This is a genomic window from Microcoleus sp. CAWBG58 (assembly GCF_020883045.1).
Taxonomy (GTDB): Bacteria; Cyanobacteriota; Cyanobacteriia; order Cyanobacteriales; family Microcoleaceae; genus Microcoleus.
This window is the reverse complement of the sequence record NZ_JAHRFA010000004.1, coordinates 1-15,495: the sequence shown is the minus strand read 5'-3', so window position 1 is coordinate 15,495 and position 15,495 is coordinate 1. Positions and strand designations below refer to the sequence as shown.

12 protein-coding genes are annotated in these 15,495 nt (G+C 46.1%); 11 read left to right on the top strand and 1 reads right to left on the bottom strand.

The features are described from left to right. Nucleotides 1–10 precede the first annotated feature (10 nt). The 7 genes from QZ918_RS02140 to QZ918_RS02110 all read left to right on the top strand — a co-directional run bounded on the left by QZ918_RS02140 (nt 11) and on the right by QZ918_RS02110 (nt 11,159). On the top strand, nt 11–3,028 hold the full coding sequence (locus QZ918_RS02140; RefSeq protein WP_293330507.1) for a COR domain-containing protein: 3,018 nt from the start codon (nt 11–13) through the stop codon (nt 3,026–3,028). Between the two features lie 306 nt (nt 3,029–3,334). Next, nucleotides 3,335–4,114 carry a class I SAM-dependent methyltransferase gene (locus QZ918_RS02135; protein WP_293330504.1) on the top strand — a complete coding sequence of 260 codons (780 nt, stop codon included), beginning with the start codon at nt 3,335–3,337 and terminating at the stop codon, nt 4,112–4,114. Between the two features lie 243 nt (nt 4,115–4,357). Beyond that, entirely contained in the window at nt 4,358–6,049 is a 1,692-nt protein-coding gene (gene crtO / locus QZ918_RS02130; protein WP_293330501.1) for a beta-carotene ketolase CrtO, read from the top strand. Between the two features lie 332 nt (nt 6,050–6,381). Beyond that, on the top strand, nt 6,382–7,482 hold the full coding sequence (locus tag QZ918_RS02125; RefSeq protein WP_293330498.1) for a saccharopine dehydrogenase family protein: 1,101 nt from the start codon (nt 6,382–6,384) through the stop codon (nt 7,480–7,482). Nucleotides 7,483–7,895: 413 nt separating this feature from the next. Further along, nucleotides 7,896–8,249 (top strand): hypothetical protein, encoded by a 354-nt coding sequence (locus tag QZ918_RS02120; protein ID WP_293330495.1) that lies wholly within the window; start codon nt 7,896–7,898, stop codon nt 8,247–8,249. Nucleotides 8,250–8,669: 420 nt separating this feature from the next. After that, nucleotides 8,670–9,191, top strand: coding sequence for a hypothetical protein (locus QZ918_RS02115; RefSeq protein WP_293330492.1), 522 nt, complete (start codon nt 8,670–8,672; stop codon nt 9,189–9,191). Nucleotides 9,192–9,833: 642 nt separating this feature from the next. Next, nucleotides 9,834–11,159 carry a hypothetical protein gene (locus QZ918_RS02110; protein WP_367275184.1) on the top strand — a complete coding sequence of 442 codons (1,326 nt, stop codon included), beginning with the start codon at nt 9,834–9,836 and terminating at the stop codon, nt 11,157–11,159. 223 nt (nt 11,160–11,382) lie between these two features. Here the strand turns inward: QZ918_RS02110 and QZ918_RS02105 are convergent, their stop codons facing one another. Continuing rightward, entirely contained in the window at nt 11,383–11,727 is a 345-nt protein-coding gene (locus tag QZ918_RS02105) for a hypothetical protein (protein WP_293330486.1), read from the bottom strand. Between the two features lie 113 nt (nt 11,728–11,840). Between QZ918_RS02105 and QZ918_RS02100 the strand changes: the two genes are divergently transcribed. The 4 genes from QZ918_RS02100 (at nt 11,841) to QZ918_RS02085 (ending at nt 15,271) form a co-directional block, all read left to right on the top strand. Then, nucleotides 11,841–12,734 carry an ion channel gene (locus QZ918_RS02100; protein WP_293330483.1) on the top strand — a complete coding sequence of 298 codons (894 nt, stop codon included), beginning with the start codon at nt 11,841–11,843 and terminating at the stop codon, nt 12,732–12,734. A 427-nt stretch (nt 12,735–13,161) separates the two neighbouring features. Further along, nucleotides 13,162–13,488 (top strand): DUF433 domain-containing protein, encoded by a 327-nt coding sequence (locus QZ918_RS02095; RefSeq protein ID WP_293330480.1) that lies wholly within the window; start codon nt 13,162–13,164, stop codon nt 13,486–13,488. A 3-nt stretch (nt 13,489–13,491) separates the two neighbouring features. Further along, a complete protein-coding gene (locus tag QZ918_RS02090) occupies nt 13,492–13,833 on the top strand; it encodes a DUF5615 family PIN-like protein (RefSeq protein WP_293330477.1) in 342 nt (113 codons plus the stop codon). A gap of 262 nt (nt 13,834–14,095) precedes the next feature. After that, the gene (locus QZ918_RS02085; protein WP_293330474.1) at nt 14,096–15,271 is read left to right on the top strand and encodes a metallophosphoesterase family protein; all 1,176 of its coding nucleotides are present in this window, start codon (nt 14,096–14,098) and stop codon (nt 15,269–15,271) included. Nucleotides 15,272–15,495: the final 224 nt, after the last annotated feature.

Genomic DNA, 15,495 nt, shown 5'->3' with positions numbered 1-15,495 from the left:
GGAATTGCTAATGTTAGAAAATGAGGGCGAGCGGAAAGCACGGCAGTGGATTGAACAGGCACAGCAAGAGGGAGCAAAAACACTCGATCTTAGCAATCTGAAACTGAGGGAACTGCCAGAGTCGATCGCCCACCTTACCAAGTTGCAAAGGCTTGACCTCTACGCTAATCAACTGAGGAAACTGCCAGATGCAATCGCCTCTCTCACCCAGTTGCAAGAACTTTACCTCTTTAGAAACCAACTGAGGGAACTACCAGAGGCGATTGCCTCGCTAACCCAGTTGCAAAAGCTTTCCCTCAACAACAACCAACTAAAGGAACTGCCAGAGAGGATCGCCTCCCTTACCAAGTTGCAAAAGCTTTACCTCAACAACAACCAACTAACGGAACTACCACAGGTGATCGCCTCCCTCACCCAGTTGCGAACGCTTGACCTCAGCAACAACCAACTGACGGAACTGCCAAAAGCGATCGCCTCCCTCACCCAGTTGGAAGAGCTTAACCTCAACAACAACCAACTGACAGAACTACCAGAGTCAATCGCCTCCCTCACCCAGTTGCAAATACTTGACCTCTCCAACAACCAATTGAGGGAACTACCAGAGGCGATCATATTTAACCGCAAATCCATATGGCTTCACCTCGAAAACAACCCCTTCAATCCTGACTTCATTGCCGCCTATCAACAAGGCTCTAAAGCCATCTGGCAATACCTACGAGCAAAAGCAGAAGGACAAATCACCATGAACGAAGCCAAACTGATTTTGGTTGGTGAAGGCGAAGTAGGCAAAACTTGTCTCTTAGGCGCATTACGCGAAGATGAATGGCTAGAAGGTCGTCCCACCACTCACGGCATTGAAATTAAGCCAGTCATTGTCACCCATCCCGAAACCGACACAGAGATATCCCTCAATGGTTGGGATTTTGGCGGCCAACCCGTTTATCGACCCACGCACCAGTTGTTTTTCAGTGCACCAGCCGTGTATCTGGTGGTGTGGAAGCCACGGGAAGGCCCCCAGCAAGGCTTTGTCAAAGAATGGATTACCCTGATCAAACATCGCGAACCAGATGCCAAAGTCCTAGTAGTCGCCACCCACGGCGGCCCCGGACAGCGACAACCGGACATTGACAGACAGGAAATTTGCGATCGATTCGGCAGCGATACGGTGCTTGGCTTCTTCCATATAGACAGCAAACCTGACGATCAAAACTCGTGCAATGGGGTGGCAGAATTAAAAAGTGCGATCGCTAGTGTCGCGGCCTCTCTTCCCGAAATGGGACGTTCCGTTCCCGCCAAATGGCAGCGAGTGCGGGAAATCTTGCAGACAAACGACAAAGCCTATCTCCCCTACGATGAAGTTATTGCCATTTGCACTCAGCACGGAATCGATAAAGAACAAGCAGAACTTTTCCTTCGCATTTCCCATGTCTTGGGGCATATCATCCATTACCATTACGATCCAATACTGCGAAATATTGTCATCCTCAAACCCGACTGGTTGGCCAAGGCAATTAGTTTCGTACTCGATGATCAATTGACCCGCCGCCGCAATGGTTTAGTAGACTTTGAGCATCTCAGTGAATTATGGAGTAATCCCCCGTTTCCAGGCGAGCACGGCTATCCAAAAGAACTACATCCCATCTTTCTGAAGCTGATGGAACGCTTCGATTTATCCTATCGGGTGGTACTCGACCCAACTAAACCCAGTAATACCAGTTTGATTGCCCAACTCGTACCCGATACACGCCCGGAATTGCCCGATTGGGGACAGCAACCGGAAGCCGGAGACAGACAACAAGTACAAATCTGCCGTATTGTGGATAACAGAGGACAACTTGCAGTAGCAGAAGGATTGTTTTACCAGTTAATCGTGCGCTTGCACAAATACTCGCTGGGGCGATGCAATTACGAACAAAGCATCCATTGGCAACGGGGTTTGATGCTTGACGACGACTACAACGGTCGGGCCTTGCTGGAATATATTGATACTGATGTCAAAATCACCGTGCGGGCTGCTTATCCAGAACGGTTTTTGTCTTATCTCACGGCAGAGATTAAATGGCTAGTCGAGAATTTCTGGGAAGGATTGCGATGTAATGTGATGGTTCCTTGTATTGCGCCTTGCGGTATGAATGCCCCGGGCAACGGGCTATTTGAAGTAGAGAAACTGATTGAAAGCAAAAAGAAGAATCGTCATGAGTATCCATGTCCGATTTCAGGCTGTGGTGAATGGCAAAACATCGATCGCCTGCTGAATAACGCACCGACGACTCAACCTCGATCCCAACAAATCGGCATTCAGCAATTCCGAAATATGTTCAAAGACGAGCTAAAAATCATCCGCGAAGATTTAGTAATTTTCGATAGTCGAAACCAAGCACGATATCAGTCATTGTCTCAGGAACAGCGGGTTATTCTCAGCAAAGTCGATGAAGAATTTGCGTCACTGATGCAAATGCTCACAGATGAAGCAAAAGATGGGCCGCGCCTGTTCAGTTTCAAGCCCGTAGATCCTAAGTTTTTCGATCGCCCAAAATGGCTCAGCACGAAATTGCAAATCACCCTCTGGTGCGAACACTCTCGTCAACCGCTTCCCGCCTTAAATCTTCACGACAAGCAGAAAGGAGTTTATGAATTGGAAGTATCGCGCGCATGGTTTACCAAAGCAGCCCCCTATCTCAAAATTTTGACCGGAACCCTGAGTCTAGTCTTACCAGTTGCAGCCTCGGCAGCTAAGTTCATGCTAGACGAAGCCACCTACAAAGGCATTGAAGAGGAACTCGATTTAGGACAAAAAAGCATCGAGTCCACCTTAAAAGGCAGCGATTTAGCTACTAATTTGTCTGCCGAAAATGATATCCCAGATTGGCAACAGGGTGACTCACCAATCGTGGCGCAAGGATCGATTTTGCGAGAGTTACACGCACTGCTAAAAGCTAAAGATCCTGGTTTTGGTGGCTTGGTTCGGGTGCAAAATAGACGCCGCGAATTTCTGTGGGTTCACGAGCAGTTTGTAGATGAGTATTAATATTGTTTGCCGATCGCCCGTTCCGCGCTACGATCGAACAATATCATATCCCCTACTTTCCCTCAGCTACGAAACTGCGATCGAATTCTTTAACTGCTGACTGATGATTCATAACTAATGACTGATAACTCATAATACCAATTTTTTATGAGGCTGCTCCCAAATCCGATCCCCCCTAACCCCCCTTAAAAAGGGGGGAACAAGATTCCGATCAAAGTCCCCCTTCTTAAGGGGGATTTAGGGGGATCGGGATCTGTGCAACGACCCATTAAATTGATATAACTCATAACCAATAACTAATAACTAATGACCGATCGCTCTCAACCACCACTTTACGAGATGAATCCACTCGATCGATTTTCCGATCGCGCTACGGATTATGTCAAATACCGTCCGAGTTATCCAGCCGCTGCGATCGAGGCGATTTTAGCAGGATTTGGGGAACCTTCACAGCTAACCGCAGCCGATATTGGTGCGGGTACGGGCATTTCTTCGCGGTTGCTAGCAGAAAGAGGCGTTCGAGTATTCGCGATCGAACCGAATGCCGAGATGAGACAAGCGGCTGCACCTCATACTTTGGTAGAGTTTAGAGACGGAACTTCGGAAGCAACTAATTTACCTGACAGAACGATCGACTTAGTCGCGTGTTTCCAGTCTTTCCATTGGTTCAATCCTGTTTTAACTTTACCAGAATTTCGGCGAATTCTTAAGCCGTCGGGAAGGTTGGCTGTAGTTTGGAATTTGCGCGATCGCTCGGATGCGCTGACACAGGGCTACACTCAAATTGTTAAGAGCGCTTCTAACAACCATCCAGCCGAAAAGCGCGATCGCTCGATCGAACCTTTGCTTGCGAGTTCTGAATTTACTGATGTCAAGCACTGGGATTTTGCTAACAGGCAAGATGTAGATTTAGCTGGGTTAATCGGGCGAGCAACAAGCACGTCTTACATTCCCAAATCCGGGCCGCAATTTCAGAAAATTATATCGAATTTGACAGAACTTTATGAAACTCACTGCGGCGATCGCGGCTTTGTTTCATTGGTTTACAAAACAAGAGTTTATCTGGGAAATCCTACGGATTGTTAAATTTTTATGTAATACCGAGAATTTAAAATTTCTGTGATATGATGCTGGGCAAATTGGCGTGGCGCTCGCTCGGTAAATTCAAGAACAAATAAAGGCGATCGCACAGCAGCACTAGGTAAGAAATCCATCTTTTGTAAGATGCTCAAACTAATCTCTTAAGATGAATCTATTTCTATTGATAGAGCCCGCAAAGTTGTTAACATTTGTAAAATGAGCAAAACATCCTATCCCAGAGCTTCATCTATGCAAACGTATGATGTGATTATCATAGGAGCAGGTCACAACGGGCTTGTCTGTGCGTCTTATCTCCTCAAAGCCGGATATACCGTTCTTTTGTTAGAAAAACGTTCAGTTCCCGGTGGCGCCGCGACTACCGAAGCTGCGATTCCCGAATTACCAGATTTTAAATTCAACTTGTGCGCGATCGACCACGAATTTATTCATTTAGGGCCGGTTGTAGAAGAATTAGAACTCGAAAAATACGGATTAGAATATCTTTACTGCGATCCAGTTGCGTTTTGCCCGCATCCCGACGGCAAATATTTCTTAGCGCACGGTTCCGTAGAAAAAACTTGTGCGGAAATTGCCCGCTACAACGAGCGCGACGCTAAAAAATATGCCGAATATACAGATTTTTGGCAGCGCGCTTTGAGTGCGATGATTCCGATGTTTAACGCACCACCAAAGTCGATTATAGATATTGCTGGCAATTATGATATTGCCAAACTAAAAGACTTATTTTCAGTCATCGGTTCTCCCGACAAAACGCTAGACTTTATTCGCACGATGATTACTAGCGCTGAAGACATTCTCAACGAGTGGTTTGATGAGGAATTTCTGAAAGCACCTTTAGCAAGATTGGCCGCAGAGTTGGGCGCCCCTCCTTCACAAAAAACCATTGCTGTAGGCGCAATTATGATGGCAATGCGTCACAATCCCGGCATGGCGAGGCCGCGCGGGGGAACGGGTGCATTGGTGCAAGCGCTTGTTAATTTAGTGAAAAGCTATGCAGGTGTTATACTTACCGACCAGCACGTCGAAAAAATATTAGTTGATAACGGCCGCGCTGTCGGTGTTAGAGTTGCAGGCGGTACAGAATATCGAGCTACTAAAGGCGTTATTTCTAATATTGATGCGAAGCGTTTGTTTCTGCATTTGATGGATGAGAGCGATGTTGACAGTGCCGATCCGAATTTGCGGGAAAGATTGGAGCGCAAAATTGTCAATAATAATGAGACAATTCTGAAAATAGATTTAGCTCTCAATGAAGTACCTAAGTTCGATCGCTGGAACCATAAAGACGAATATTTAATGGGTTCTGTGTTGATTGCTGATTCGGTGAAACACGTGGAAATTGCTCACACCGAGCCTGCGATCGGCAAAATCCCCGATTCCGATCCGTCGATGTATGTGGTGTTTCCGACGGTACGAGACCCGTCAATGGCTCCTCCCGGACACCATACGGCTTGGATTGAATTTTTTGCTCCTTACCAGATCGAAAATGCTGAAGGAACCGGCCAGCACGGTACGGGTTGGACGGATGAATTGAAGAATAAAGTTGCCGATCGCTGCATTGACAAATTAGCAGAATACGCACCCAATATCAAGAACTCAATTATCGGCCGCCGCGTCGAAAGTCCGGCAGAATTGGGAGAGCGTTTGGGGGCTTTGAAGGGGAATTATTACCACGTTGACATGACGCTGGATCAGATGATATTTTTCCGTCCGTTACCCGAGTTGGCGAATTACAAAACGCCGATCGACGGTTTGTTCCTCACCGGTGCCGGCACGCACCCAGGAGGCTCGATTTCGGGGATGCCGGGACGCAATACTGCTCGCGTGTTCATGCACTCGCAGCAGCCGATCGCGCAAATTTTAGCGGATGCGACTAATTCTCTGAAATCGACGGCTAAGTCGGTGTTTCGGATTAATTAGAAGTAAGGTTTTTAGCAACCGCAGGTGAACGGGGATAAACGCAGAGCGACGCAGATGAATCATCTTGATATTTGCGTTGCTCTGTGTTTTGTTTGTTATTTGTACGAGTATGCTATTTCAGGACAATCCGACTCGCGCGTTTTATATATTGGAAAAAACGGGCAAATCAATTAAAAAGTCATTCTTCTTGCCTATCGCCCCAGCCCATCTGCGCTCATGGGCGATCGCCAATCGAGAAGCATCTCCAATTATCATAAATTCATACTTGATGTGGATGAAAAGATAGATCCAAAGTTAAGATACTAAAAGATGGCGTTACCCTTTTTTGAGCGATGGCAAACCGAGTTTTGATTGTCGGCGGGCGCGGACGAATTGGCAGCAGCGTGGCCCAAGATATTCTCACTTATACCGACGCAGAAGTTACTATTACCGGACGCAACCCGGAAGGCTCTCTTCCACCAGAGTTGTCGCCGGATCGATCGCGCTTTTTAGCTTTAGATTTAGCAGACAGTGCAGCTTTGCGCCAAGCGGTTTCATCCTCTAACCTTGTCGTTCACTGTGCCGGGCCTTTTCACTACCGAGACGCCGGGGTGTTGAAAACTTGCATCGAAGCAGGGGTTAATTATACCGATGTCAGCGACAGCCGCAGTTTTACTCGCAGAGCTTTAGACTGCCGGGAAACTGCTAAAAATGCCGGGGTGACAGCGATTATCAATACGGGTATTTTTCCGGGAGTTTCTAACAGCATGGTGCGCCGAGATGTGGAGCAATTAGATAGCGCAGAACACATTCATTTGAGTTATGTTGTCGGCGGTTCCGGCGGTGCTGGCGTTACCGTCATGCGTACTACTTTTTTAGGTTTGCAAACTCCTTTTGATGTTTTGGTTGATGGCAAACTACAGCAAATCAAACCCTACACCGATCGCGAAACGATAGAATTTCCAGCACCCTACGGCAAAACAGGCGTTTACTGGTTCGATATGCCGGAAGCCATTACTTTGCCCGAAACTTTCCCAGTCAAAACAGTTATTACTAAGTTTGGCACTTCTCCCGACCTTTACAATCACTTGACTTGGTTTGTTGCTAAATACTGGCCGGATAGCTGGCTGAAAAATAATTCTGTCATTGAGTTTTTGTCTTATGTTAGCTACGGGATGACTGCTGTTAGCAATAATTTTAGCGGTGTGGGCGTGGCTGTGCGATCGCAAGTGAGCGGCATCAAAAACGGTCAACCCGCAAAAGTGCGATCGACAGCGCTACACCCGAATGCTGCCACAGCAGCGGGTATCGGTACTGGCAGCATTGCTCAATTAATGTTGGAAGGGACATTAACAAAACCGGGGGTTTGGTCGGTAGAACAGGCTCTTTCTACTGAGCTGTTTGAAGGAGCTATGCAGAGTCGAAACCTTAAGATAGAGCAGGTTTTGTTGTAGTTTTATCGGGTATTTATGCAAGTTTTGATGTTTGGTGCATGGGCTTTTTTTGATGAACCGCGAAGACGCGAAGCACGCGTTCGGCGAAGCCGTTCCCGAAGGGTAGGAAGAGGAGAGAAGAGTAAGGGTTTGCCATTGATGGGAGAACTGCTAGATAGAGTTTTTTGCGGAAGGGGATCGCCCCTCACACTAGATGAGTTCCGCTTGTTTAACTAATCTATCTTTTGGTAGAAGTAATGGTAACAAGCAGGAGCTTAGTATGTTGCACATCACGATAAATATCCCTGTTCGCTCGATCGCTCTTTGGTAGCTGCGACAAAGATGGCGCTTTAACCGAGGTTCTTGACGCGCGATCGCCCGATCGGGACAACAAACACGATAATTTTTGCGACAAAATACGAGGAGACGTTGATATGAAGCGGGTTTTAAAAGCTCTTGGACAAACATTGAGTCAAAGCATTTTGCTGGTATGTACGCTGGCTTTGCTAGTTCTGGCCGGTCTGGCCGTCGTACCCAGTCAGGCTGCTAGCGCAGGTCAATACAGCAGTCAGGCGCAGCCGGAGGCTAAAATTACTGACCCCGCAGAAAGTTTTGAGGATCTCAATCCCCAAGCAGCTTACAAAGATATCGTCAATACAGCTCAAAATCCTGCCAAGGTTGAGAAGGTTTACGATGAAAGTTTAAAGGAATACAAGCAAGAACACCCGCAAGAAAACATTGTTCAAAAAGCTGAAGACCTGATTGAAAAGGTCACGGGCAAGGAATAAATTAACAATTTGTCATCTAACTCAAGTTGGTAAATATGCAGCTTGGGTAACGACAAATAAGAGCAGAGATCGCGACTCATATTATGTCCGATCTAACAATCCAAACAAAATTGGTTTGTAGTGAGGACTTTAGTCCGCAAAAAAGAAGGACTAAAGTCCTCACTACAAACCGTTTTTATTGCGAGTAAGAGCCGAGACACGATCTCGTTTGAGCGTAATTATTTAGGGTGCGCTCCCGCCGCGCACCTTAGGTCATTTGAGTAGCGTGTTTAACCACTTACTATTTAGTCCGGGATAGTTTTATGCTTCCGCTTCGCCTGCTTTTTAAGCTAGCATATTCATCCCTAAGGAAGATGAAGAAATAGGAATTAAAAAGCTAAATTTAATCGTAGTTACAGTTAGATAAAAGGAAAAAATATCATGAGCGATGATAAGAAAACGGTGAAGCAACCTGATGCTAACCTTGACCCGCTGTCCGGGGAAACGGGCGCTCATCCTGTGGGAACGGGTATCGGTGCTGCGAGTGCTGGTGCTGCTGGCGCTGCGATCGGCGGTGCACTTGGCGGGCCTGTAGGAGCTGTTGTAGGTGCTGTTGTAGGCGCGTTTGGTGGCGGTTTGGCGGGTAAAGGTGTCGCAGAGTCGATCGACCCCACGGTAGAAGATGCTTACTGGCAAAACAACCATAGCTCCCGTCCTTACGCGGACACCAGCACAACTTACGAGGACTATCAACCGGCATACCGCACCGGTTATGAGGGCTACAGCCGCTATCGCAGTACAGGTAAAAGCTTCAACGAGATCGAAAGCGATTTGCAGCGCGATTACGAAACAAATCGCGGTAAGTCGAATGTGACATGGGAAAAAGCTAAGCACGCCACGCGCGACGCTTGGGATCGGGTTGAACGGGCTGTTCCTGGCGACATTGATCGAGACGGCCGCTAAAGGCGCCAGCAAGTATTTTTCAGTCTGGGACTGCTTGAGATCGGATATCCTGTCCGATCGATTAATCACAATAAGTAAGGCTCGTAGTGCGGACTTCAGTCCGCAATCCGGATTGCGGACTTCAGTCCGCACTACGAACTGAGATCGGATACCTTGTCCGATCGATTAATCACAATAAGTAAGGCTCGTAGTGCGGACTTAAGTCCGCATCCGGATTGCGGACTGAAGTCCGCACTACGAACTTTTTTTTATGGTAATCGAGCGGAGATGATATGACACTATTTTCAACACGATTTTAGCAAAGTTATTGGGGATTTTGAACCCACTCTATACATCGGAGAGGGGTATTTTTAAATGAGTTAAAATCGCTTTTTTTAGGAAGCCAAATCTTTCCAAGGCTGGTTTTCCGGCTTGAATATCAAACTCTGATTAACATAAGAGTTTGAGGCTGACATTTTTTTGACAATTAGCCTTAAAATTAAACTAATTCAGGACTTTGGCATCGATCGCATATTTCGGTCATTCTTCGCAATCTGCGCCATTCTATCCCAGCCGGAGCGTGAAAGCGTCAGTTGCTTCAAGTCCGATAATTGTTAAGAATCTAAATCCTTTCATTCAAAATTGGTATAACTTGTGGATGCAATGTTGGAAAGAGCTTGGACACTCAAGCAAAATTTAATTGACTTTGTGCTGGATGCTGAGGGAGAGTTGGCGGTAGCTTTAGAAGCTTTTGCCGCAATTCGCTCGACGGGCGAGCGCTACGATATTGCCCAACAAAATCAGGTAATTGACAGTTTTACAGTCGAAGGTAAAGTCGGAAACAAAACGCCGATCGACCTTTTTGTCGAAACTCAGCCGGATTTAACCGAGATCGAGATCGGTTTGCTAAAAAGTTGGGGCCAAAAAAGCTTCACCGGCTTGTTTGAAATCACTAAAATTTCCCCCGACAGCTTGGAACTGATGAACTGGCTGACGGCGAAGCACTACAATGTCAAGCCCAACAGCGCTAATTTCCTGCCAGAAATGTCTCGCTTTAAGTTAGGAGAAATCTTGCGGGCTCGGATTGCGCCTCTGACAGATGACTGGTGGATACTGTCGGGGCCTCCGATTCTGATGGGCAAATTGGGCAAGCCGAAGTTGGCGGTGGCGATCGGCAATTTCAAGCAAAATTACAAAAATAACCTGTACAGCGACGCACCAGAACTGTTAGAGCAAGCTTGGAAGTCAGTAGAACAGTATCACGACGATTTTACCGAATTTTTTGGCAGCGACGAAGTGACGCTATCGGGATATCACCTCAACAAACAGTTGGCCGAATTTCAGGAGGTAATGACTAAAAAACGCTTAGCTGATATTGGCATCGATCGAAGTAAATCTCTCGCAGATATCGTTGAAGATGCCGGAATCGATCCAGAAGAAATCAAAGCAGTCGCCATCGCAGCAGCAGGCGCCGATGCTAAAGCAGTTGAGGTGGCGATCGACAGCAATGCGAGTTCAAAAATGGTAACGCCGAAAGTCGAATTGCCCGATCGCTTCAAAAAAGCCGAAAAGGTGACAGCGCTTTCTCATTCCCGCTGGGGACAAACCTTTTTGTCTAACTACAGCCAGTTTACCGAAATGCTCGCAGCCGAGGACTTTTCTACCATTCCCGGTTACGATAAACTCCTTCGCAGCTATCTAGAAGATCCGGCAATTAATGCCTGGATTTGGCGGCGGTTAGCTAAAGTTAATCCAGCGAAATTATCACAAATTTTGCAAACAGTATTGCAGCGCACAGACTTTCAGATCGATCGCGATTTAGAGCCCCTGCTGCAAGAGTATAAAAAACCCTTAGAACCCGAACTCCCGGAAATTGCCAGCGTTCCCCTGCACCTGCACAACTTATTTCAGGAAGCTTTAGGCGAAGTTCACAAGTCAAAGTCCAAGCCGCAGGATAAAAAGAAAAGCTCTAAGGGTTTTAAATCCTGATTGTGCGCTTTAGCGGGACGAACTCACGACATTTGATATGAAAGTCGGTTTTAACCGAATGCAAGCTTTGAGGCAGGGGTTTAAACCCCTGCCGGACTCCAGTACAAGCTAAAAGGTCGATCGATCTTTAATGCAAAACTATTGAAGAGGTTTGTAGTGAGGACTTTAGTCCTTCTTCACTCCAACCGGAAGGACTGAAGTCCTGACTGCAAACCCGTTCTTTTCACTCTTCAACTTGTCTGACAGCCATGCGTTGCAGCGGCAGGCTGAGGATGCTAGAAGCAGTCAACAGGTAAGAAAGAACGGTAGTTAGCTTCAAACTCAGGAACAACCAGCTATCCTCTGGTAAGTGAAGTTTCAGCCCGAAAACAGAGATGCAGTAAACTATCCAGTAAGTAAAGCTCATCTCGATCAGGACTTCTTCGCTCAAAGTGCGATCGGCGAAGCTATCCCGTAGGGAATCGTCAGCCCCATCAGAGGTGGGATTATCGCTCAGCAACAGCAGACCCGCAATAGCAGCGACAAAAGAAACGATCACCAGATTGTCATGCCAGTTAAGCTCAAGCATTTCTCAAACTCCGCTTTTATCGTAATTTTTGGAATTAGACATCAGTCTAAAGGATAAGTTTTCCCGCTCCAAGCAATAGTTACAATTTGACATAGCCGTAGTTACAAATCGCAATGAAAATTCACCGCAATCGCCCGCCACAAGCTCGTTTAGTCAGTCGCAAAGGACAATTCACCCTAAGCATTGTCAAGTTGGGAGTACCTCGCCTGCATTTTGCCGATCTATATCACAGGCTGCTAACTCTTTCTTGGCCGCAATTTTTCATGCTGATTTGTCTGTCGTATGTACTGACAAATTCTTTATTTGCCTTAGCTTACTTGGCGGGAGGAGATTGCATTGCTAATGCACGGCCTGGTTCGTTCAAAGATGCTTTTTATTTCAGCGTGCAAACAATGGCGACAATCGGCTACGGCGCCATGTATCCGCGCACGGAGTACGCTAATACTATAGTTGCGATCGAAGCGTTTTTTGGTTTGTGGGGAGTAGCCATGGTAACGGGATTGGCTTTTTCGAGATTTTCTCGACCAAGCGCTAGAGTTATCTTCAGCCGCGTAGCTATAATCGCTCCTTTCAACGGCGTTCCGACTCTAATGTACCGCGCAGGAAATCAGCGCTTCAACCAAATTTTAGAAGCGCAACAGCGAGCTACTTTGATCCGCGACGAAGTAACCTCGGAAGGAGAATATATGCGGCGTTTTTACGATTTGCAATTAATCCGGAGTCAATCTCCTATCTTTGCCTTAACTTGGACGGTGATGCACGCAATTGATGAGAACAGTCCTTTGTACCAACTTACCGCCAAAGATTTGATCGAGCAGCAAGCCGAAATTGTAATTACGCTAACGGGAATTGACGAAACAGTTTCGCAAACAATTCACGCGCGACATTCTTTTGTTGCATCAGAAATTGTGTGGAATATGCGCTTTGTAGATATTATTCACAGACAACCGAATGGTTCGCGAGTGGTTGATTATACTCTGTTTCACGATGTGAAGCCTGTGGAATAAAAGTTTTGAGTTATAGCTGCTATCAGAAAAATGAGGTACGTTGTTGGGCTTTAGCCCTAAGATTTTAGTGGTTTTACAAGCTGTCTGTTATACCTCATCTTTTTGAGAAAGGCTATACAATCAGGTACGTTGTTGGGCTTTAGCCCTAAGATTTTAGTGGTTTTACAAGCTGTCTGTTATACCTAATCTTTTTGAGAAAGGCTATACAATCAGGTACGTTGTTGGGCTTTAGCCCTAAGATTTTAGTGGTTTTACAAGCTGTCTGTTATACCTCATCTTTTTGAGAAAGGCTATACATTGTTCTCGGATTTGGTGCTGGCGGTGCAGCCTACGATTTACCGTTAAATATGTTGAATTAAATCTGGGTGCCAAGTGCTAGAATAGTTTGATGGTGACAAAACGTAGATTTTCCTCACTAATTACGAACATGACACTAAAAGAATTACAACCGCAACTCCTGGCATTAAGTCCAGAGGAAAAGACTCAAGCTATACAATTTTTAGCCCAAAGTTTAACCAACTTTTGGTCGGGAATTCAAAAGACTCCTGGCGTAATGGGTGGCGAAGCTTGCATCAGACAAACTCGCATTCCTGTTTGGCTGTTAATAAGTTATCGCCGTCAAGGTGCTAGCGATGCTCATATTTTAGAAGGTCATCCCGATCTGAGTGCTGCCGATTTGGTAAATGCTTTTGCTTATGCTGAGGCACACGTTGATGAGATCGATCGAGCTATTCTAGAACAAGAAGAGGCATAAACTGTGGCGCGTATTTATGCAGATGAGCAATACCCATTTCCGGTTGTAAAAATTCTCCGCAATTTGGGGCATGATGTCCTGACAGTTCAAGAAGCAGGGAAGGCTAATCAAAAGATACCTGATGATGAAGTTCTAGCTTTTGCTGTTAGCACGAATCGCGCAGTTGTGACACTAAATAGACCGGATTTTATTCGACTGCATAGGTTAAGTTCTGACCATAATGGGATTATTGTATGCACAAACGATCAAAATTGGGAGCGGCTGGTGGCGCGAATTGATGAGGCTATTTCTAATCTCGAAACTTTGAGAGGTATGCTGATTCGAGTTAACCGTCCGTCGGACTGATTATAAGTTATAGAATACATCTAGTCTGAAATTAAATTGTAAACTTAGAGGTAAATCCACTATCAATCAATTCATCTAATTAAGCGTAAAATACGGCTCGCGCTCTAGTTTACTATCTAAGTCTTATTCCTTCTGTCAACTGTCAACTGTCAACTGTCAACTGTCAACTGTCAACTGTCAACTGTCAACTGTCAACTGTCAACTGTCAACTGTCAACTGTCAACTGTCAACTGTCAACTGTCAACTGTTTACCGAACTTACTATGCGAATAATTCATACTGCTGACTGGCATTTGGGACGACGTTTTCGAGGGATCGATCGCACTTCTGAAATTGCGATCGCCCTGGAACAGATTTTGAAACAAGCCAAGGAGCTCGATGTCGATGCCGTGTTGGTCGCCGGCGACATTTTTGACGTTCCCAACCCTCCAGCGTATGCTGAACGCATTGCCTATCAATTTTTCTGCCAACTCCAAGCTGCCGAAATTCCCGCAATTGCGATCGCCGGCAATCACGATTCAGCATCCCGCATCGACAGCATCGCCCAACTGCTATCCCTTGCCGGCGTTCGCGCTTTGGGTAAACCCAGGCGATCGGCAGACGGCGGCACGATTACTCTCAATACAAAAAGTGGTAAACTGTGCGTGGGAGCAATGCCTTTTGCTTCCGAACAAAGACTGTTAGATGCCAATTCTCTGTGGCACTCCGGCGACGCCAACCGCCGTCAAGACTACCGCGAGATTGTAGCAGATTTACTGCAAAATTTAACCACAGATTTTCGCGACAATACTGTGAATATGCTGATGGGGCACATGAGCATTGACGGTGCTCGTTTGGCTAAATCCGAAGTCGCTTATTACACGCGAGAACAATACCTGCTATCATCGCAAACTCTGCCGCCAGAAGCTCAGTATATAGCCCTCGGACACATCCACATTCACCAGCGGATTGCTAAGAATTCTCCCGCTTATTATTCCGGTTCTTTAATTCAGTTAGATTTTGGAGAAGCCGAACAGGAAAAAGGATTTTACTCGATCGAAGTTGAGCCGGGAAGTCAGGCAAAGGTAGAATTTAGACCGGTGGCTTGCCACAAACCATTAAAAGTGCTTCAATGTGATAATGACAATCTTGATGCTACTTTAGAAGCTCATCAGTATCATCCTGGTTATTTGAAGGTAATTGTCGAATTGGATAGCCCGCAAATCGGATTAGCCGATCGCGTGCGGCAAATCTGTTCTCAAGCAGTGTTAATTGAACCGCGCTATCGGGATGCACTGCTAGAACCAACAGAGAGCACTAATATCGATCCCAACAATTTCGATCCGGCAGCAGAGTTCTGTAATTACTATCAAAACCGCTTGGGAACGACACCACAACCCGCTGTATTGGAGGGATTTGAGAATTTGTACAAGAAGTTTAAGGAAACAGTTAATAGTTAAATATAGCCTTTCTCAGAAATCTGAGGTACTCATGGGCATCGGGCATCGGGCATCGGGCAAAGAGAGCATACATCACTTTTTTGAGAACCGCTATAGGTAATAGGACTTACGCATTGACAAAATAACCAAATAGTGAATTCATAAATATAGGTCGTCTATTTTCTAGGTATCTGACAATGAGAAAAATAACTAAACCCTCTACGGCACAATGCAATAAAGACCTT